We start from the raw sequence: 18,200 nt of genomic DNA on the forward strand, positions 1-18,200 counted from the left end.
AGGAGCAACAAAATGAACGATTACAACCTGAAAGAAGAGATCAAAAGTCTCGGAATGACTCAGAAAGAGTTTGCCGCGAATATCGGGGTAGCAGAGAACACCGTAAGCCAATGGGTAAGAGGTGTTATTGATACCCCCCGATGGGTTCCGCGTATGATTGAACTCCTCCACAAGGAGAAAAAATATGAACAGGCAAAAAAAGCCTTCTGCAATAAATAGCTAATTTAGCTATTTATATCTTGACATAATAACTATCTTAGTGATATAATCCCTCCCGAAGCCACAATTTAGCAATCGTTCTTTTTTTGACAAGTGCGACCGGCTATACTTCGAATGTCGGCTTCGACTATTAAACCACAAGGAGAGATTATGTCACACCTTCAAACCGCGCTGATTGACTTCCAAGGTGCAAATCTACTAACAGCGAAAGATGAAAAGACAGGCGTCATCTACGTTGCACTTAAACCTATTGTAGAAAGTATGGGGCTTTCTTGGGGGAGGCAATCGGAAAAGATAAAGAATGATACAAGGTATTCACTTATGTGTATCCCTTTTGTTACAAAGGGCGGAACGCAGGAGATGCTTAGCTTGGCGGTTGACCATCTCCCCGCGTTTCTCTACTCGATAAACCCTAACCGTGTGCGGAAGGATTTACGAGACCGTATTATAGCATTTCAGAGGGAAACCTTCGCCGTAATCAACGCCTATTGGCGCCAAAAGAGCAAAAAGTCCGCCCCCGACACCTTCGCCGCCGAGCGGATCGCCACGCTGGAGCAGCGGATTTACGCCCTTCAGCGGGAAAACACCGAACTCCGCCGCTCCATCAACCGGATCACCTACAACGACCGCCAGCTTCCCAAACTGGATGAAAAGCTGGCGAAGCTTTACATTAAAGGCGTCATTCCCGAATTGGGCCGGCGCATCAAGGAACTTCGGGACAAGATAGAAAAAGAGCTGGGAACCATTGGCCGCCCGTATGTCCGGGAACTGGAAGCACTCTCCCGCTTCTTCGACGAAAAGCCCCAGGAGGGCGGAAACTTCATTGCGCTGGGAGATACGCTGTTTCCGCACGCTTTGATTAAGTGAATTTGTTTGGAGGCATAAAGAGAGAAGCGACGGTTGGTTAGGCCGCCGCTCTTATCTACCCCTTAACCGTGAAAGGCAAGAAATAGATAAACGAGAACCATAATCAAGTAGCATAAAGCTACGATGATATAGGCGACTTGGTGGCTGGTTAAGCCGGTGAGTAGAAGTAATAATTGATGCATGTTGCACCTCATAAGATTGGGATACCACCCCGCATCCCGGCAAAATCCAACCAAAAAAAAACCCCGACCATCCAAGGATGACCGGGGGAACCCATCTTATGAGGGACATGCTACTCACCGGTTGCCCAGCCACCATACCTATACCGGGTAACCAGCCCGATATGATCCTCGTTTTCATCGAGGTTGGTGGTAGGTGTTCAAGGGCCACCTCTGCAAGTATGCTCTATAAAATCTTAATTTCTAATTAATCCTTCACGCTGAAGGGCTTTATCTGCTGATTCAAATAAATAACGCGGGGGGTGATGAGTCCCCCGCGCATCTCTTACCCTACCTGGAAGCCCAAGCAAGGTAGAGATAAATGATGGCTATGGCGACATATGCGACCCTGTGAGGTGTCACGACGCTGTGGATTAGCTCTATCATACGATCCCCCTTAACTGAGATCCCCACCCCTCAACCCAAAATTTTCCAAAAAAAAAGCCCCACCAGCCTCTTTTGAGACTAATGGGGCCTGCCACTCAATCAAGAGGGGGCTAATCCACAGCGCTGCACCTCATTCCGTCTCTCCAGCGGTAATCAGCCGCTTTTTCGGAGAGGCGGTTCAGGTAGCCGCCATCTGCATATTACTAGTTGTAATCTTAATATTTTATTAAATTAGTTAATTTTTTAGCGCTAGAACGCATTATTTACTGATTTAGATAAAACTTCTCCCGCGCCATATGCACCCACTTACCGTTCAGCTTCCAATATACGTTCCACGTCTCCTCATTAGGCTTATTCAGGCACGAGAGGTTATCTCCGAGAATGATCGTCGAATTGCTCTTATTCAGCTTCTTCGGCGTGATGTCCGTCAATGTGCCGCCGCTCAGTTTCATATCGATCAGTCCACGCCGGTGCTGGCCCGTAAGAGTAGTATTTTGGAGCCCCCCATTGCCTTCTTTGTAAACAGCGACGGTATGGCTATCTATCTTCTCTGTCCTTCTGCCAAATTTCCGATTACCCTTGAAAGGACCCTTAGCAGCAATAGCCCAGTTTTTGGGAACGACATAACAGGGGATTTTTTGTCTGATTACTATTTTCCTTTTAGGTTCTCCCCCTCCTGTCATTTTGTAGAGATCATTTTTGTAGAGCCCCTGGTATATCACCATACTCTCCGCTTTTTGCATAGGGACTTTATTTGAATCCTTGATATTTTGATCTTTATCGACCCACTCCGCCCCCTTGTATGGAAAATCCGAGAATCTGTATTTTTCTATCTCAGGCGGCGCCATATTCCCAGCATTTGCCCAGCCCGCCCCAAAAATCAAACCAACGGCGGCCACCTTTAAAAATCTTTTCATCTTCCTTCCTCCTTTGCATATTGATAAAACATTTCAGGACGCTCTTCGTCGCTCAAATCCTCCAATTCTACCACGATCCGGTTACAGTCGCCCCAGACCTTGTGTATCGACCCGCTCGCAACGGCCGAATCGTTACGGTACGCTATGCCTTCCAGCGCGTCTTTTATGGACTTCTCCAGATTGTCCTTGTCCGGCTTTTGCGTGTGCCAAAATGCCCGCTTCCGCTTCGCCTTGCTCCAGCTTTTGGGCTTCTTGAACTGAAACAAGATGTTCATTTTGACCGCTCCGGTAAAGGGGGCCTTGAGCTGCCGACGGGCAAGATAGCCGATGATCCGCTTGAAGTTACGGTAACTCTCCGGCATATACGCGCCGCTTTTCGTTACTCTCGGGCGCGGAGCCGGGACGGGGACGATGTCGAAAATCAAGATTTCTTTTCGCATTTTCACTCCTAGATCAATCCGAGGGCCGGGACGATCTTCAGTCTGACCACCCCGCCCTCGATAATGTTCTCCCAATCTTCCGCCACCAGGTCAATGAGCGGTGCGTCCTGCTTTTTGATTGTGCAGAAGACGACCTTTTTCTTCTTCAGCTCACCGACTGTCATTTTCGGCCCTCCCCGTACTTCAACCGCTTCGACTTTCTCGGAGTTTTCCAGCAAGTGCCAATCGCGCTCGTCCACCAGCACCAGAATCGGAGTGCTTGCCACTTCCTCGATCACCAGCTCATTGGCAATCTCCTGGGCGTCGGTGCTGAAAGATTCATATTCTTTGATCGTTTCCATTCCCAACCTCAATACGGGATTTCATCATCTGGAATGTCGGCGTATTGACCACCCGGCGGTGTCTGTGGCTGTCGGGGGGACTGCCCGCCGCTTTTGCGGTCGACGAAGTCGAAGCCCAGAATGTTTATGACGACCCTACTGCGCTTGCCGCCGTCGTTTGTCGTCCAAGTTTGCTGCTCCAACTCCCCCTGAATGAGTATCCGGCTCCCCTTTTGAAAGTAGCGCTGGATCGTTTCGGCGCGGCCCCCGAAGGCGACACAATCGAAAAAGCTCACTTTCTCTTCCATCTGCCCGGAGGAGGCCTTATATTTCTTGTTGTAAGCCAGAGAGAATTTCCCGATAGCGTTGCCGGACTTACTGAAACGCAGGTCCACATCGCTAGTCAATGTCCCCAACACGATAACGGTGTTCACGTCACACCTCTTTCGCCGTGCGGATGATCGCGTTTGCGTAGGCGTGCAGGAGCGCGTCGTAGCCGGGGGTACCGGGCATATACTCCTTCTGGTGCGCCGCAAAGAAGGGCTCCACCAGCACGCATACGCTCTTGCCGCGGCACAGGAAGCCCCCGCCGCGATCCTTGCGGGTCTTTTTCTTGATCTTCCGGTCTTTGTTTTTCAGGGAGTGGTCCAGCGCTTCATCGAAAATCTCGGCCACTTTGCGGCCCGTCTTGGAGCAGTAGAGGACTTCGTGGCCGTTCACGTCCTGCCGCCCCGCCGCGTTGAAGTGCATCGAGACCGAATAGTCGGCACCCCATTCGTCGATCCGTTTATGCAGCCGCTTCATTTTCTCGCCGTATCCGCCGGGCAGATCGTCCCGGAAGAAAATCTTTACCTCACCGCCAAAGCCAACCTGATCCAGCTTATCCTTGATGGCTTCGGCCAGATGGGAGTTATATTTGAACTCGCTCACCCCGGCATTTCCCCAGGCTCCCTGTGCGTTCTTTCGGTGTCCTACGACCAATGCGATCTTTTTCATTCGACCACCTCCCAATCTTCGGCCAGCATATCTGCTTGGGATGCCAACCAGGGCACGATATAGCCTTGCGCAGTTTTCATGTCGATATGAGCGTGATATTGCACCTCTGTCCCCTCTGGATAAATCCCCAAGAGAGGGGAGCGATTCACCTTGAAGGTACTTCCGGGGACAAGGAATATGAACATCCCCTTGCCATTCCAACCTCTCCTAGCCAGCTTCTTGCCGTCCTTCAGATAAACAAGTGCGTCTCCAAAGGTCAGGTTCCCATTCAGGCGATATGCCCGTTCAAATACCTCCTTGGGCGACCAACTCACATAGCCCTTATACTCGGCAGTATTGGGCTCCCCGCCGTCGGTGTATTCAACCAAATACCCCTCCCGTGCGGGGTCTTCGTCTTTCGGAATTTCCCAGCCCCGAAAATTGTTGTATCCCCCCAAGGTCATAGGCTTTGCATTGATGATTTTTGTCCCGATATATTGCTTCATTCCAACTCCTCTCGTTGTCTTGTTATTGATTCAAATAGCGTGCCGTCGTCCCCCGGTTCAAAAACCACCTCTTCGTGGCGTGGGGAAGCGCGGGCCGCGCCACCACCGAAAATGTCGGCTTTTGTGATTTGCACTTTGAATAATCTGTCGTCTTGGCGGTTTTTGGCACAGACCAGAAACCGCCGGCTGTCGTCGGTTACGGGAGCCCCGATTTCGTCCTTCATCGGCTTGCCGGAGGTATCCTTTTTGGGGAGCTTGGCGACGAAGAAGATAAAGTCCGCGTCATATTCCGCGTCGTTGCCGTGCTTGATGGCCGCCCGGCCCTCGTGCTCCGAATTCTGGCTTAGCTGATTGATTACGAAAATGTTGATCTCAAGCGTACTCGTCAGCTCAGAAAGCCTGTCACTGACAAAGCTCGCCCGCTCGTAACCCTGGAGTCTGCCGGCCCTGATCTTCATTGCCGAGTCGATCACCACATTCCGGCAGCCGGACGCATATTGCATCTTGATCTCGTCGATGATGTCGTCGATCTCACGGGAGGCGTTGTAATACAGCAGATTCTCTTCGTCGTGGGGGAAGTCTTCGATCTTCTCGACCACCCGCGCTTCACCCATCTCGAAGTCCACCCACAGCACGGGCTCTCTTCTGGAGATATTCCCGTGAATTTTCATCATGATCGACGATTTCCCGCTGCCCCTGGCCCCGACGATCTGGATCAGGTTGCCCAAAGTGAATCCGCCGACGTTGTAGCCGTTGTACTCTTTGGCGGGGACAAGCTCCCGGTCAAGAACGTCAATCCCTGTGGCGTATCGCGGCTTCTTTGGCCGTTCTCTGACCCGGCGTTTAACCTCAGCCAACGGCACGGCACGCTTTCGGCTCACCTCGCTTGAGATTTCGTCGATAACGCGCCGCCGCAGGTTGAGATATTCGCGCTCCAGCCCGATGGCTTTATGGGTGTCACCCAGCTCATACAGCTTGGAGTATTCAGCCCGCAGCCGGTTGGCCTTGTCCGCCAGCTCTTTGATCTGTTTTGGTGTCACAGCAGCCCCCTTGCCGCTTCAAGCTTTCTCGCTCTTACGATCTCGTCGTAGATACGCTTCGACGACTTGAGGTCAAACGGAGAGGCCCCCAGTATCTCGATCATGTCGTGCTCGTATTTGGTCCCGTCCACCGACTCCTCCAGGATCGTGGAGAGCACCTGATAGGCCCTGTCCCCCGCAGTTTCTTCGTTGATGCGCTCAGCGACGCGACGACGGAACGGAGTGGAGAACATCGAAGGCTCAAGCTCGTAGGCGTAACGCTCTCCGTCCTCCCCGGCGAACAGGAATGACGACAATACGGCCAGCTCAAGATTGTCGGTCAGCATAGGATCAACTCCGGCTGGGTTTCTTGTTTTGGCCGGCGTTTCGGCGGAAATATGCCTTTCCAGCCGCTCATTATCGCCGTATCGACCATTTCCTGCTGCTCTTCGTATGTGAACTTCGACAGCAGATTTATTGCCTTGGTCTTGGATACTCCCTTGTAGCCTTTGCCCTTGTAGGCGATCCACTCCGCCCACGCCTTCTTGTTCACCGAAGGAGGCAGGCTCTCCCCTTCAGTCTTACTTGATAATTCAGTCTTACTGGATATATCAGTCTTACTATGTGTTCGGGTTTCCCGAATGTTCGGTCCAACCGAATTTTCGGGTTCACCCGTATTTTCGGCTTCCCCGACTTTTCGGCAAACGTCGAAAATCGTATAGATGTATGTGCCGTTGTTGCACCCGTATTTCTTGGCAAGGTTGGGCGTAGCCTTGCTCCGGGTTATCCACCCTGCATCGATGAGACACTTCAACGCTTTAGCTACCGCTTCGTTTGTTTTGATGCCTACCTGCTTCTTGATGTCGTCACGGTAGAAATTCCACCGATCCGGCTTGCTCATCATGTAGCAATAGATGCGAAGTGCCTTGTCGGTCACATTGGGGTCTGTAATGATCTCGTTCGGGATATGGGTGTAGTCGCTTCTTAGTTTTTTGATTATCATCTTCTGCCTCCAGTCTTGACACTCGACACCGGGCGTGTTATAATTGCCACGTGTTTATCTTTATGCCTCCAACGTAAAGTGACACATCTTCGGGCTTCGGCCCATTCACCCTTCAACATTTTTAGCCCCTTTACTGTTTGTTCCAATAAAAACATCGTGTTTGAGATAAACTTTTCCTAAATGAATCTGCTGTGCGGCCCTCGACAGGAAAATATCCATCGGCAGTCCCGTTTTGTCAGAAATGTATTTTGCAATGCGAAGTGAAGGGGTCTTTTCTCCGCTGAGATATCTGCTGATAGTTGACTTATCAATCCCAGTCTTCTCTACAATATCAAGCTGCTTTATACGCTTTTTCTTTTTCTCTTGTGCCATACTTCTGCCTCCTTCTTTGATTCAGAGGTCAATTATCTCACACATATACTTAATTAATTATTAATTGGTTGTCCGATAAATCAATCCTTACATTATTATTGTTTAATTGACCGATAAGCCAATTCCAGTTAAAGTGATGTGGAAGGAGGACATAATGAAAACACACGAAAAGCTAAAAATGCTCTTGAGAGAAAAAGGGCGCGGTGCTCAGACAAAGCTCGCTGAAATGCTGAATGAGGACAAGGGCTTTGTCAGTAGATGGGTGAGCGGGAAACAGGAAATTCCGAAATCGAAGTTAAAAGCTGTAGCCAATTACCTCAATGTAACAGTTGACTATCTGCTCGACGAAACGCAGGAGATACCTCTAAATAGATATATCCCTCTGATCGGCGAAGCATCTTGCGGCGTGCCTACGGGGGCCTTCTATGAATCGGATGAATACATAGCCGTCCCCCCTGGCGTCGATGCATCAAGTTCCTACGCAGTAAAGGCATCAGGAGATAGTATGTGGCCCACAATAGCCGATGGTGAGATCGTGGTATGCGATACAAAAAGGCCACCCTCAGATAATTCGGTAGTCCACTATACTTTCGATGGAGAAAGCGGAATCAAACGGGTAAAGAGGCAAAGCGACGGTTCCGTGATCCTGTTGCCGGACAATACCTCTTGCGAAGGCTGTACCCCAATAGTCATCCCAAAAGATCGAGTTGCTGAACTCTATACGGCACGCTGCACCAAGGTATTCAAATCCCTCTAAAGAAATAGGCAAAATGCCTATTTTTTACTTTCTGACCTAAAAATCAACAAGATTTATTTTAATTTAAGTTTATCTGTGCCATACTTTCGGAGTGTAGAAGTTGATCTATACATCAAACATAAGGAGGCATAAAGATAATGACAAACGCAGAATACCACGCCGCCGAAGGGATCAGCGCAAGCGACTTCCGGCTGCTGGAAAAATCCCCGCTCCATTACGAGCACAAAGAGCTTTTCAAGCTGGAGGGGCCGCAATTCAATCTCGGCACCCTGGTTCACAAAATGGTGCTGGAGCCCGACACTCTCGGTGACGAGTTCGTCAAAGAGGACTTCGAGGGCTGTGAGCTGAACAAAAACTCCAAAGCCTACAAGGAGGCCAACGCCCTCTTTCTGGAAGAGTGCCAAGGCAAGACCGTCGTCCCGGTGAATGTCTGGGAGCAGGCCGAAGCGATGGCCCGAAACGTTATGGCGATCGCCGGGGGCCTGCTGCAAGGCGGCAAGGCAGAGCAAAGTATCTTTGCTGACGACAAGCTTTATGAGGTGCGCCGCAAGTGCCGCCCGGACTATTACCGGCCCGATCTGGGGATCGTCATTGATCTCAAGACTACGGCAGACGGAAGCGAGCGGGGTTTCGCAAAGAGCCTCTATCAATACCGTTACCACCGACAAGCCGCCTGGTATCTCGACACAATGCAAATGGCCGGGCATAACGCAGAGACCTTCATCTTCATCACGGTCGAAACGTCCAAGCCCTATATGGTGGACATCTGGGAGATCGAGCCTCTTTCCATCGAAGCGGGACGGGAAAACTACAACACTCTGCTGGCGCAATATCACAATTACAAGACCAAAGGCGTGGCGAATATCGTCAAGCCCATTTCAATCCCCGACTGGGGATTCAAGGAGGAATAGATGCTCCGGGTTGTTGGGAAATCCCCCCCCCTTGCCGGGGATGCCTGGAGAGGTGCTTTACCACGTTGTATTCGGAAGAAAAACCCAAAAACTCACAAAGGAGGAAATAAGAATGAGAGAGAAAGCAATCGAAGAAGTCCTTGACTTCGCGGATGAATTGAAGATGGCGGCGCAAGCCATGGAGAGCGCGGCAAAGGCTGGATACGGGCAGAAGAGCGCTGCCAAAAGAGCCCGGCGGCGCTTGACTGAAATCAAGAAGCGGATTACGGAAATCAAGAGAGCCACGATGGTGGCAAGCGGAGAAAATGAAGGAGGAAAGAAATGAGCACGGCAATCGTAAGACAAATGGAAAGCACGGCAGACGCAATCGCAAAGCGCTTTGAACTGGAACAGAGGATGGCGAAAGCCTACATCACATCGAATATCCTTCCCCAGAGATACAAGAACATCGGAGATATTCTGATCCTGAATGAAATGAGCCGGAGCCTCAATGTCCCTATGGTAATGCTGGCACAGCAGCTCTATGTCGTCAAGGGAACCCCCCAGCTCTCCGGCCAGGGAGCAATCGCCCTGATGAATCAGAGCGGCAAGTTTGACAAGCCCATTATGTTCGAGGAGCGCGAAAAGCCCTGGGGAGTTCGGGCTTATACCTACATCGACGGCGAGAAGATCGATGGCCCCTGGATCGACGACGCCCTGATCCAGGCGGAGGGATGGCTGAGTAACCCGAAATGGAAAACAATGAAAGGTCAAATGGCACGCTACCGCGCCGCCGCCTGGTTCGCCCGCCTCTATGCCCCTGACGTGCTGATGGGGATGAAGGTCGAGGGAGAGGTCGAGGATATTGAGGCCGAGCCCATCCCCGCCGAGCCGCAGAATGTGAACGACATCAATGCCGCCCTGATCCAAGGGGCTTCAAAAAAAGCAGAACAGCCCATCCAGGAGGCCGAGCCCGTCCCTGAAGAGCCCAAAGAGCAAGTGCAGCCAGCTCCAGTGGAAGAGAAGCCCAAGCGCTCCCGTATGCCCCGGTATATCTCCAAGCACTATCCCCGCTTGGAAGAGCTGGGGGTGCAAAAGAAAGACCTCCGCGACTTCGCGGAACATATGGACTTCACCGCAATGCAGGAGGCCGAAGTAGAGAAGTTCTTTACCCAGACCGACGCGGAGATCAAACGCTATATCAATGACTACTACGGCATCGAGGAGAATGAAGAGCCGGAGTTCACCGAGGCAGAGGTAGAAGAGCAGCCGGAGCCCGCACCGGAACCCGAAGCGGCTCCCGCTCCCGCACCTGATCCCAAGCTGGCGTTCGCCCGGTATCGCGGAATGTTCGTAGCCAGGGGGTTGAACATTGACGACGTGGATGCCTTCATCGCCTGGGCCGGGCTGACCCCCGAAAACGTCCGAGAGTTCTTTGCCGACGACGGAGCGGCACGCGCCCTGATCGAGCAATTCAATGAGGAGGCCGGATATGCAGGCGAAGAGATCCCCGTCTGATTCTCCCCTGCTCCCGCCCCCGGAAGTTGGGGAGCGCTACAAGAGGCGCTTCGGTGATGGCGGGATTGTGGAGGTCAAGGCCCTCTCCCCTGACGGCTTCGTAAAGATCAGGGACCGGGGCGTGATGCACTTCGTCCTGGTAGGCACGTTCCACGAGTTTTTCGAGAAGGCAGGATAAGGCACGATGGAAATAGACGTCACGGAGTTCGAGAGCGAGATCGTTTACAACGCCCGCCCGGGGCCGCAGACACTCAAGATCATCGAGATGCTTGAGAAGGTGGACGAGCGAGGCGACGAGTTCCTTGATGTGAAATTCGTCAATCAATGGGAAGAGTATCACATCGAGAAATTCTATCCCCGGCATTTCCGCAGACTCCACCAGATCGCCGCAGCCATTGGCGAAGAGTGTTACGTCAGGGAAGCCGGAGGCAGAGTGATCCTGAATACAGACAATATGATCGGCGGCTATTTCCGTGCCACCCTTGAGCACTCGGAAAGACATAACGGAGAAATGACGAGAGGCGTCTATATCCGTGACATACGGGCCACGACACGACGGAAGGACCTGAGCGGGTCCCGGCACTTCAAGAGGCCGAGAATGAGGAGAAAGAAATGGCAAAAGGCTGGATCATCGGACTAGCAGTGGACGACAAGGTTTACGCCATCCAAAAGGACGGTAGCAAGAGAGTTGTCGCCAGATACAGTGGCAGCAAAAAGGTATGGGATGAAAAGCAAAGGAGGCATAGATGAATATATATCTACTTTCACAGGACGAGAACACCGGGTACGACACCTACGATTCGATGGTGGTCTATGCCGAAGACGAAGATCAGGCCAGGAAGATATCTCCTGATGGAGCATATGCCTGGGTGAATAATGGGTGGTGTTTCCTTCCCCATAAACAAAAATGCGCAGAGCCGGAGGAAAGAGGTGATTGGGCCAATAAGCTGGAGAATATCAAAGTAAAGTTTTTGGGGACTACAGATAGAGACGTGAAGCCTGGCGTCATCTGTGCGTCATTCAATGCCGGATAAGGAGGCAGAAAGATGAGCACTAAGACAAGGGCGCACAAGGGGATGCAGGAGTATGCGATAGGTCGGTTTTTTCAAGCCGCCCAAGGGATAAACAACTATTTGACGTGCTATGACAGTATTGCGATTCGTGATGCGCTTGATGACGCGTTTTGCGCGCTTATCGACAATGACGTATATCAGAAATATAGAGAACAGAGGGGGATAAAGGGTTTTAACATTTCTCCATTTTTCGGTGGGTGCGAAGAAAAGATATTGCCGCTATGCGAAAACTGCAAGCACTACAACAAAAATAGCCCTGCTTGCGGTATGTGCAAGTGGTTTTACAGTGATAAATTTGAACCTAAACGGGGGGATGCACAAAAATGAACACTAAACCCAAATACCTCAAAACATCACAAATGGCAGAGTTCCTTGGCCGCTCCGTCCGCTGGATCAAGAAGAACAAGGACGTAATCTTCATCAAGGGCAAGCACTACCACCAGCCGCCCACAGAGAGAGAGCCGTTCTGGGACGTAGCGGCGATGGAAGCCTGGGTGCGCTCCGAAGAACGCGACGAGCGGACAGAAGACATTCTGAAAAAGGTGTCTTAAAAGACAACTGTTATAATGAATAGCCGGTTTTCGGCTGACCAGAAGGATATAAAATGGTCAGTATTTACAAACGTGGTTCACGGCTATACTTGCAATATACCGTGAACGGGAAAAGAAAACAGAAGAGCACGGGGCTGGATGATACCCCGGCAAATAGGAAGTATCTCAGGGAGCGGGTGATCCCGGAGCTTGAGCGTCGCATCGAAAGTGGCGCACTTGCAGAAGAAGCACGCCGCGACGAGATACCGAAAGCTCTTTCACATTATGCCGCAAAATACCTGGAGAGCAAAGAGCACCTGAAGACCTATTGGGAACTCTTGCAGATGGTTAAGCGGGTGGAAGCCGAGTTCAAATCAACCGACGTGGACAAGATCACACGCGGGATGGTAAGAGACTGGGCAATGGGGCTACTGAAAACGATAAGCCCCACTACTACCCGCAAATATGTAAACGTCCTTGGCGGCATCCTGGAGATGGCGAAGGACTATGAAGCAATCCAGGTCAATCCGGCCACAGGGATCAAGCTGCCCGGTAAGACGGCCCCTACCAGGAACCGCACGCCATTCAGCACCGAAGAGGTGGCCCTGATCCTGGAGAGTGCTGCCGGGTGGTTTAGAAACTACCTGGCCGTCGCCTTCTACACCGGCGCACGACCTGGGGAAATCCTGGCGATCAAGCCGGAGGACATCGACCTGAAGCGCCGGGTTATCCGCATCGAGCGGAACATCCGGCACGGCAAGGTGACGACGCCAAAGACGGCCTACTCCGTGCGCTCCGTGCCGATCCTTGATCCGCTGCTGCCCTACCTCCGGGGCCAGCTTATGCAGGCGGGGGAATGGCTATTCGAGTCACCGAGGGGAGGCCACTACAACGGGGCGCGAAAAGTGATGTATCACTGGCAAAACCTGATGGAGAGGCTGGGAATAGAATACCGCGATCTCTATACGACGCGGCACACGTTCATCACCCACATGTTAATGAGTGGAGAATTGTCGGTTCTGGAATTGGCGCAGATCGTCGGGCACAAAAACGCCCAACAGATCATGCAGAGTTACGCGCGGTTCATCAATGAGCAGCACCTCAAGATCAGCCGCGAAATTGACCCATTCAACAAAAAAGCTACTGACAAAGTAGCCGACACCCTGGGTTGAGCGCCCATATTTTGGGAATTGTAATCGCTCCAGCATCCGGAGCCATCACTTCAAACATTCTTTTAATAATAAAATTACACATTTTTCAATTGACCTATTCATTTTATAGCATAGCTGCATTCCGAGTTCCCACCCTTTTTCATTCCAGAAGATCGAAACTTCACTCTCTTACGCTGTTTCCTATATTATCTCAGGCTACTTCAGCTCCCATCCTTTGCGCCGAAACATCCACCACTGCAATACCCCACGATAAAAGAAAAATCCCAAGAAAGAGATCCAAAGCGCCCACTCCAGAGGTAAAAAGCTCTTGAGGAGGTAATAACTCCCCAGGTAGATCGCCGTGGCGCTCAGGACGGCGTTGCGCATCGCTTTGACAGCGGTCATCCCGATGAAAATCCCATCGTAGATGAAGGCGGCGAAAGCCAACAGAGGCAGCAGCGAAGCCAGAGGCAAGAGCCTCTCGGCCGCTTCGAGGACCGGAGGACTGTCGGTGAAGATCCTCAGGATCGCCCCGCCCCATAGGCCATAGGATACGGAAAAGAGAATCGCCAGGCCCCCTCCCCAGAGCAGGGAGTATTTGACCGCCGCGGCGAAAGATCGACGGTCCCCCGCTCCGTAGTATCGGCCCACCAGGCTCTCTGCGGCATTGGCGAAGCCATCGATGGCGAAGCTGCTCCAGATCAAAAATTGCAGCAGCAGGATCATCACCGAGAGGGTCACTTCGCCGCCCTTGGCCGCCTGGGCATAGAAAAAAGCCAAAGAAAAGGTCAGCGCCAGCGTCCGGATAAAGATATTGCGGTTGACGTGGAAGAATCTCGAAAGCGCTTCCCAGCGCAGCAGCTCCCTGCGCCGAACCCTTTGTATGGAAGCGCGGTAACGCCCCAGCAGCCAAAAGGCGTAGGCCAATCCCGCATATTGAGCCACCACCGTCCCCCAGGCCGCCCCGGCGATCCCCCACTCCAAAACCCGGACCAGAAAGATACTGAGCCCCACATTGACCAGATTGACCAGCACGGTGACATAGAGGGGGTAGCGGGAATTCTGCATCCCGAAGAAAAAGCCGGTCAGAACGAACATCAACAGCACCGCGGGCGCCGTCCATATTCGTATGGAGAAATACTCCTGGGCCAAAGAGCGGTAGCTCGCCTCCACATTCATCCACTCAGCGGCGAGTCCAAAAATAATATTTTCAAATATGATCATAGGGAGCGCCAGGATCAATGCCAGGATCATCGCCCGATAGAGGGTCGCGCTGAGCGTGTGCCCGTCCCCAGCTCCGAAAGCCTGAGCCGTCATTCCCGTCGTGCCCATCCGGAGGAAACCGAAGCTGCTGTAGAGGAACATAAAGATCATCCCCCCGATCCCCAGCGCCGCCAGATGGGCTGCCGAGAGATGCCCCATAAGCGCCGTATCGACGGAGCTGATGAGAGGAACGGAAATATTGGCCAGGATATTGGGAAGGGCCAGGCGGAGGATCTGCCGGTTCATATTTGCTCCTTTTCGCTGCGTGATTCTAGCCGATTTCCCCTATAGGCAAGCCCTGGAAATGAAGCCGATTAAAACTATGACGCTATAATCTGCCTATGAATCAAAGCCCGCTGAAACTCCGTAAAAACGGCGAAGAGACCCTTATCGAATGTCAGGGAGACTGGACTCTCGATCAGGCCCGACTCATCGAAAAGGAGCTCCGCCGCCTCCCCCTCCCCGAGACTCCACGCTGCCGGATCGATTTTGGAAAGGTGCAGCGTTTCGACAGCGCGGGAATCCTCCTGCTTCTAGAGCTGCGGGAGCGAATGAAAAAGGCGGGCAAAGCGTGCGAAATCACCGGTCTCGATGAGAAAAAAGAGAAAATGCTGCACCTCATCGAGCGGGGATACGGTGAAGAACCTCTGCCCAAACGGCGGGAAGGTTTGCTCTGGCGTATCGGCAAAGCCACCGTCGAAGAGCTCAAAGTCGTGCGCGACTTCTTTCATTTCCTGGGGGAACTCTCCGTCAGTTTCCTGCGCTTGCTTTTCAAGCCCTCCAACTTCCGTATGCGCGAAACCGTCTACCACATCCAGCACTCCGGCGTCAATGCCCTTTTCATCATCGGCCTGACCTCTTTTCTGGTGGGGCTGGTCATCGCCTACGAGAGTCTCGTGCAGCTGGTTCAGTTCGGGGCGGATATCTACGTCGTCGACGGGATCGGCATCGCCATTACCCGGGAGCTGGGGCCCATGATCACCGCCATCGTCATCGCGGGACGCAGCGCCTCCTCCTATGCCGCGGAGATCGGGACGATGAAGATCACCGAAGAGATCGCCGCCATGCAGACTTTGGGCTTCGATCCCTTCTACTTCCTGGTCATTCCCCGGATTGTCGCCATGATGATCGCTTTGCCCCTGCTGATCTTCTTCTCCGATGTGATCGGAATTTTGGGAGGAATGATCGCCACCAAGGTCCAGGTCGATCTCTCCTTCACCTTCTTTATCGAAAGACTGCAGGAAGTCCTGGCGGCCAAGCACTACATCCTGGGAATCGTCAAAGGGCCCTTCTTCGCCCTGATCATCGCCGCGACAGGGTGTTTTCACGGCTTTCGGGTGACCGGAGATACCGAAAGCATCGGGATCGAAACCACCGCCAGTGTGGTTCACGCGATCTTTTTCGTCATTGCCTGCGACGCTCTTTTTGCCGTCATCTACACTCAGTTGGGATATTGAGCATGGCCGAACCGATCATCGAAATGCGCAACATCGTCACCCGTTTCGGCGACACAGTGATTCACGACGGGGTCAATTTGACGGTCTATCCGGGGGAAATCTACGGCATCCTCGGAGAGAGCGGCGCGGGAAAATCGGTCCTGGTCAAAGAGATCATTATGCTGCTACGGCCTACCTCCGGCACGATCAAAGTCCTGGGCAAGGAGCTCTCTCATCTCAACTACGTCGAGCGGCATCAGCTGCGGCGAAGCTGGGGAGTGCTTTTTCAATTCGGGGCCCTCTTCACCTCCCTGACCGTCGCAGAGAACATCGCTCTGCCTTTGAAAGAGTACACCTCTATCCCAAAGGATTTGCGGGAGAAGATCGTCCGGGAAAAGCTGGAGATGGTGGGGCTCCATAGCCGGGCCGCGGCTCTCTACCCTTCCGAGCTCAGCGGTGGGATGATCAAGCGGGCTGCCCTCGCCCGGGCCCTGGCCATGGACCCCAAGCTCCTCTTCCTCGACGAGCCCACTTCGGGACTGGACCCCATCGGCGCCCGGGCCTTCGACCGGCTCATCGTCGATCTCAGGGATGCCCTGGACATCACCGTGGTGATGATCACCCACGACCTCGACTCCATCTTCACCATTGTCGACCGTATGGCGGTCCTGGCCGACAAACACGTCGTCGCCGAGGGGACCCTCCAGGAAGTGATGGCGACAGATCATCCTTTTGTGCAACGCTTTTTCAAGAACGAATACATCTCCAAACGATTTATGGGTAAAATAGACGCAAAAGATTCAGCCGGGAGCGGAGCCAGCGATGTACAGTAAGATTAATTATACTCTTGTCGGTCTCTTTGTGCTGCTCTTTACCATCCTGGCGTTCGCCTTCGCCTTTTGGCTCGCCAAATACGGCTTTGAGGAAAAATACGACTACTATTATCTCTATTTCACCGAACCTGTTGACGGGCTCACGATGGACTCCACCGTCAAACTCAAGGGGGTCGATGTGGGCAAGGTCAGCCGCATCGAAATTGATCCCACCAATGTCGAGCGGATCCGGGTCAAGATCCGCCTCAAAGCGGGAACCCCCATCGTCAAAGGGATGTACGCCCTGCTCAAGCTCCAGGGGATCACCGGCCTCTCCTATGTCCAGATCGAAGGGGGCAAAAAGGGGGCACCTCGCTTGACGGCACCCGAGGGACAGATCCCGGTCATCCCAACCCACCCGTCACTTCTGCACCGGCTTAGCGAAAGCGCTCCGAAATTTCTCGACAAACTCCAGCACACTGCCGATGGCCTCAACAAACTTTTCAGTCAACATAATCAACAGCAATTGACGAAGATTCTCAACAATACGGCCGAAGCTACCGGCAAAGCGGTCGCCGTAGAGAATCGACTCATCACTCTCTCCGATGAATTCAACCGTACCCTGGCCCATTTCGATCGACGCAGCGCCCAATTGGTAGATTCCGTCGACCAGGTGACCGATACACTGCAAAAGAAGCTCCCGCCCCTTATGGATCATGTGGATGAAGCGGGCCGTAATATCGCCGACCTTGCCAGAGGGATTGACCGTCGTCTGAAACGGGGCGAATACGATCTGCGCAAAATGATCCGTCCCATACAGATCGACATCAAAGAGCTCAGCTACAGTTACCAGGAGCTCGCTGAAGATTTGAAAAACCTGAGCCGGCATCCCAGCTCCCTGATCTTCGGTGCGGGAAGCCCACCCAAAGGACCCGGTGAATGAAAAATCTACTCTCTCTGCTTATTGCGGGCGCTCTCTTCTTTCTGCTCGGCGGATGCAGCGGCAAAACGATCCATATGTATACCCTCGACGCAGCGGGAAATCTTCCCAGAGTCCATCCCCGTTTCAGTGCCATTCGTGTCGATTACCCCAAGGGGATCGAGGATACGATGGGGACCCGTATCTATTTCAGCCGGAGTGACCTGACCCAATCCTACTACGGCTACAGCCAGTGGAGCAAATCCCTCAACCGGATCCTGATGGCCAACCTCATCGAAGCCCTTCAACGCAGCGGCATCGCGCGCAATGTCCTCGACTACGCGTCCCAGGCCGATGCCCCCTATGAACTCGAATGCACCGTCTACCGTTTCGAACACCAGATCACCCCCCAGGGCTCCACGGCCGAAATCTCCATCGGACTGCGACTGATCCGTACCGAGGACAAGAAGCTGATCGCTTCGAAAATCTTCAACTACAGCATCCCCTGCACCCAGACCGACGCCCGGGGATTCGTCGAAGCGGCCAACCGGGCCATTTTCCGGCTCTCGACTGATATGATCCGCTGGCTGAGCAGTGTGAGGAGATAA

General features: G+C 52.7%; 27 protein-coding genes and 1 pseudogene. 17 read left to right on the plus strand and 11 right to left on the minus strand.

Annotated features, from left to right (window positions below; genetic code table 11):
• Positions 1 to 12 precede the first annotated feature (12 nt).
• Both NITSA_RS06025 and NITSA_RS06030 read left to right on the plus strand, forming a co-directional pair.
• Positions 13 to 219: a helix-turn-helix domain-containing protein gene (locus NITSA_RS06025; protein ID WP_013554131.1), complete on the plus strand. Its 207-nt coding sequence runs from the start codon at positions 13 to 15 to the stop codon at positions 217 to 219.
• Between the two features lie 150 nt (positions 220 to 369).
• Positions 370 to 1,086, plus strand: coding sequence for a phage antirepressor N-terminal domain-containing protein (locus NITSA_RS06030; protein ID WP_013554132.1), 717 nt, complete (start codon positions 370 to 372; stop codon positions 1,084 to 1,086).
• Positions 1,087 to 1,954: 868 nt separating this feature from the next.
• Here the strand turns inward: NITSA_RS06030 and NITSA_RS06035 are convergent.
• The 10 genes from NITSA_RS06035 to NITSA_RS06080 form a co-directional block, all read right to left on the minus strand.
• On the minus strand, positions 1,955 to 2,608 hold the full coding sequence (locus NITSA_RS06035) for a hypothetical protein (protein WP_013554133.1): 654 nt from the start codon (positions 2,606 to 2,608) through the stop codon (positions 1,955 to 1,957).
• On the minus strand, positions 2,605 to 3,048 hold the full coding sequence (locus NITSA_RS06040) for a RusA family crossover junction endodeoxyribonuclease (RefSeq protein WP_013554134.1): 444 nt from the start codon (positions 3,046 to 3,048) through the stop codon (positions 2,605 to 2,607). The genes NITSA_RS06035 and NITSA_RS06040 overlap by 4 nt, the downstream gene beginning before the upstream one ends.
• An 8-nt stretch (positions 3,049 to 3,056) precedes the next feature.
• The gene (locus NITSA_RS06045) at positions 3,057 to 3,389 is read right to left on the minus strand and encodes a hypothetical protein (RefSeq protein ID WP_013554135.1); all 333 of its coding nucleotides are present in this window, start codon (positions 3,387 to 3,389) and stop codon (positions 3,057 to 3,059) included.
• A gap of 8 nt (positions 3,390 to 3,397) precedes the next feature.
• Positions 3,398 to 3,802 carry a single-stranded DNA-binding protein gene (locus tag NITSA_RS06050; RefSeq protein WP_013554136.1) on the minus strand — a complete coding sequence of 135 codons (405 nt, stop codon included), beginning with the start codon at positions 3,800 to 3,802 and terminating at the stop codon, positions 3,398 to 3,400.
• A gap of 1 nt (position 3,803) precedes the next feature.
• Positions 3,804 to 4,364: an N-acetylmuramoyl-L-alanine amidase family protein gene (locus tag NITSA_RS06055; protein WP_013554137.1), complete on the minus strand. Its 561-nt coding sequence runs from the start codon at positions 4,362 to 4,364 to the stop codon at positions 3,804 to 3,806.
• On the minus strand, positions 4,361 to 4,849 hold the full coding sequence (locus tag NITSA_RS06060; RefSeq protein WP_013554138.1) for a DUF2829 domain-containing protein: 489 nt from the start codon (positions 4,847 to 4,849) through the stop codon (positions 4,361 to 4,363). Before NITSA_RS06060 ends, NITSA_RS06055 begins: the two co-directional genes overlap by 4 nt.
• The gene (locus NITSA_RS06065) at positions 4,846 to 5,889 is read right to left on the minus strand and encodes a DNA repair protein RadA family protein (protein WP_013554139.1); all 1,044 of its coding nucleotides are present in this window, start codon (positions 5,887 to 5,889) and stop codon (positions 4,846 to 4,848) included. Before NITSA_RS06065 ends, NITSA_RS06060 begins: the two co-directional genes overlap by 4 nt.
• The gene (locus NITSA_RS06070) at positions 5,886 to 6,185 is read right to left on the minus strand and encodes a hypothetical protein (protein WP_148224948.1); all 300 of its coding nucleotides are present in this window, start codon (positions 6,183 to 6,185) and stop codon (positions 5,886 to 5,888) included. Before NITSA_RS06070 ends, NITSA_RS06065 begins: the two co-directional genes overlap by 4 nt.
• Positions 6,186 to 6,208: 23 nt before the next feature.
• Positions 6,209 to 6,871, minus strand: a complete 663-nt coding sequence (locus NITSA_RS06075) for a helix-turn-helix domain-containing protein (protein ID WP_013554141.1) — start codon at positions 6,869 to 6,871, stop codon at positions 6,209 to 6,211.
• A 105-nt stretch (positions 6,872 to 6,976) separates the two neighbouring features.
• The gene (locus tag NITSA_RS06080; protein WP_013554142.1) at positions 6,977 to 7,243 is read right to left on the minus strand and encodes a helix-turn-helix domain-containing protein; all 267 of its coding nucleotides are present in this window, start codon (positions 7,241 to 7,243) and stop codon (positions 6,977 to 6,979) included.
• A 154-nt stretch (positions 7,244 to 7,397) separates the two neighbouring features.
• Between NITSA_RS06080 and NITSA_RS10885 the strand changes: the two genes are divergently transcribed.
• The 11 genes and pseudogenes from NITSA_RS10885 to NITSA_RS06130 all read left to right on the plus strand — a co-directional run bounded on the left by NITSA_RS10885 (position 7,398) and on the right by NITSA_RS06130 (position 13,183).
• Entirely contained in the window at positions 7,398 to 8,000 is a 603-nt protein-coding gene (locus NITSA_RS10885) for a LexA family transcriptional regulator (protein WP_013554143.1), read from the plus strand.
• 137 nt (positions 8,001 to 8,137) lie between these two features.
• Entirely contained in the window at positions 8,138 to 8,911 is a 774-nt protein-coding gene (locus NITSA_RS06090; RefSeq protein ID WP_013554144.1) for a PD-(D/E)XK nuclease-like domain-containing protein, read from the plus strand.
• Between the two features lie 112 nt (positions 8,912 to 9,023).
• Entirely contained in the window at positions 9,024 to 9,236 is a 213-nt protein-coding gene (locus NITSA_RS06095; protein ID WP_013554145.1) for a hypothetical protein, read from the plus strand.
• The gene (locus tag NITSA_RS10890; protein ID WP_013554146.1) at positions 9,233 to 10,408 is read left to right on the plus strand and encodes a recombinase family protein; all 1,176 of its coding nucleotides are present in this window, start codon (positions 9,233 to 9,235) and stop codon (positions 10,406 to 10,408) included. The genes NITSA_RS06095 and NITSA_RS10890 overlap by 4 nt, the downstream gene beginning before the upstream one ends.
• Positions 10,383 to 10,586 carry a hypothetical protein gene (locus NITSA_RS06105; protein WP_013554147.1) on the plus strand — a complete coding sequence of 68 codons (204 nt, stop codon included), beginning with the start codon at positions 10,383 to 10,385 and terminating at the stop codon, positions 10,584 to 10,586. The genes NITSA_RS10890 and NITSA_RS06105 overlap by 26 nt, the downstream gene beginning before the upstream one ends.
• A 6-nt stretch (positions 10,587 to 10,592) precedes the next feature.
• A complete protein-coding gene (locus NITSA_RS06110; protein WP_013554148.1) occupies positions 10,593 to 11,048 on the plus strand; it encodes a hypothetical protein in 456 nt (151 codons plus the stop codon).
• Between the two features lie 106 nt (positions 11,049 to 11,154).
• Positions 11,155 to 11,442: a hypothetical protein gene (locus tag NITSA_RS06115; protein WP_013554150.1), complete on the plus strand. Its 288-nt coding sequence runs from the start codon at positions 11,155 to 11,157 to the stop codon at positions 11,440 to 11,442.
• Positions 11,443 to 11,454: 12 nt separating this feature from the next.
• Positions 11,455 to 11,808 carry a hypothetical protein gene (locus NITSA_RS06120; protein ID WP_013554151.1) on the plus strand — a complete coding sequence of 118 codons (354 nt, stop codon included), beginning with the start codon at positions 11,455 to 11,457 and terminating at the stop codon, positions 11,806 to 11,808.
• Positions 11,805 to 12,032, plus strand: a complete 228-nt coding sequence (locus NITSA_RS06125) for a hypothetical protein (protein ID WP_013554152.1) — start codon at positions 11,805 to 11,807, stop codon at positions 12,030 to 12,032. Before NITSA_RS06120 ends, NITSA_RS06125 begins: the two co-directional genes overlap by 4 nt.
• Positions 12,033 to 12,085: 53 nt before the next feature.
• Positions 12,086 to 12,232, plus strand: a pseudogene (locus tag NITSA_RS11770) (Arm DNA-binding domain-containing protein); the annotation flags it as partial.
• A 201-nt stretch (positions 12,233 to 12,433) separates the two neighbouring features.
• A complete protein-coding gene (locus tag NITSA_RS06130; RefSeq protein WP_245526288.1) occupies positions 12,434 to 13,183 on the plus strand; it encodes a site-specific integrase in 750 nt (249 codons plus the stop codon).
• Positions 13,184 to 13,378: 195 nt separating this feature from the next.
• Here the strand turns inward: NITSA_RS06130 and NITSA_RS06135 are convergent, their stop codons facing one another.
• Positions 13,379 to 14,671, minus strand: a complete 1,293-nt coding sequence (locus tag NITSA_RS06135) for an MATE family efflux transporter (protein WP_013554154.1) — start codon at positions 14,669 to 14,671, stop codon at positions 13,379 to 13,381.
• Positions 14,672 to 14,766: 95 nt separating this feature from the next.
• Between NITSA_RS06135 and NITSA_RS06140 the strand changes: the two genes are divergently transcribed.
• From NITSA_RS06140 to NITSA_RS06155, 4 genes are read left to right on the plus strand one after another with little or no spacing between them, the layout of a single operon-like run.
• Entirely contained in the window at positions 14,767 to 15,882 is a 1,116-nt protein-coding gene (locus NITSA_RS06140; protein ID WP_013554155.1) for an ABC transporter permease, read from the plus strand.
• Between the two features lie 2 nt (positions 15,883 to 15,884).
• On the plus strand, positions 15,885 to 16,694 hold the full coding sequence (locus NITSA_RS06145) for an ABC transporter ATP-binding protein (protein WP_013554156.1): 810 nt from the start codon (positions 15,885 to 15,887) through the stop codon (positions 16,692 to 16,694).
• The gene (locus tag NITSA_RS06150; RefSeq protein ID WP_013554157.1) at positions 16,684 to 17,616 is read left to right on the plus strand and encodes an MlaD family protein; all 933 of its coding nucleotides are present in this window, start codon (positions 16,684 to 16,686) and stop codon (positions 17,614 to 17,616) included. The genes NITSA_RS06145 and NITSA_RS06150 overlap by 11 nt, the downstream gene beginning before the upstream one ends.
• Positions 17,613 to 18,200, plus strand: coding sequence for an ABC-type transport auxiliary lipoprotein family protein (locus NITSA_RS06155; RefSeq protein ID WP_013554158.1), 588 nt, complete (start codon positions 17,613 to 17,615; stop codon positions 18,198 to 18,200). Before NITSA_RS06150 ends, NITSA_RS06155 begins: the two co-directional genes overlap by 4 nt.

This window comes from Nitratifractor salsuginis DSM 16511 (assembly GCF_000186245.1).
Taxonomy (GTDB): Bacteria; Campylobacterota; Campylobacteria; order Campylobacterales; family Sulfurovaceae; genus Nitratifractor; species Nitratifractor salsuginis.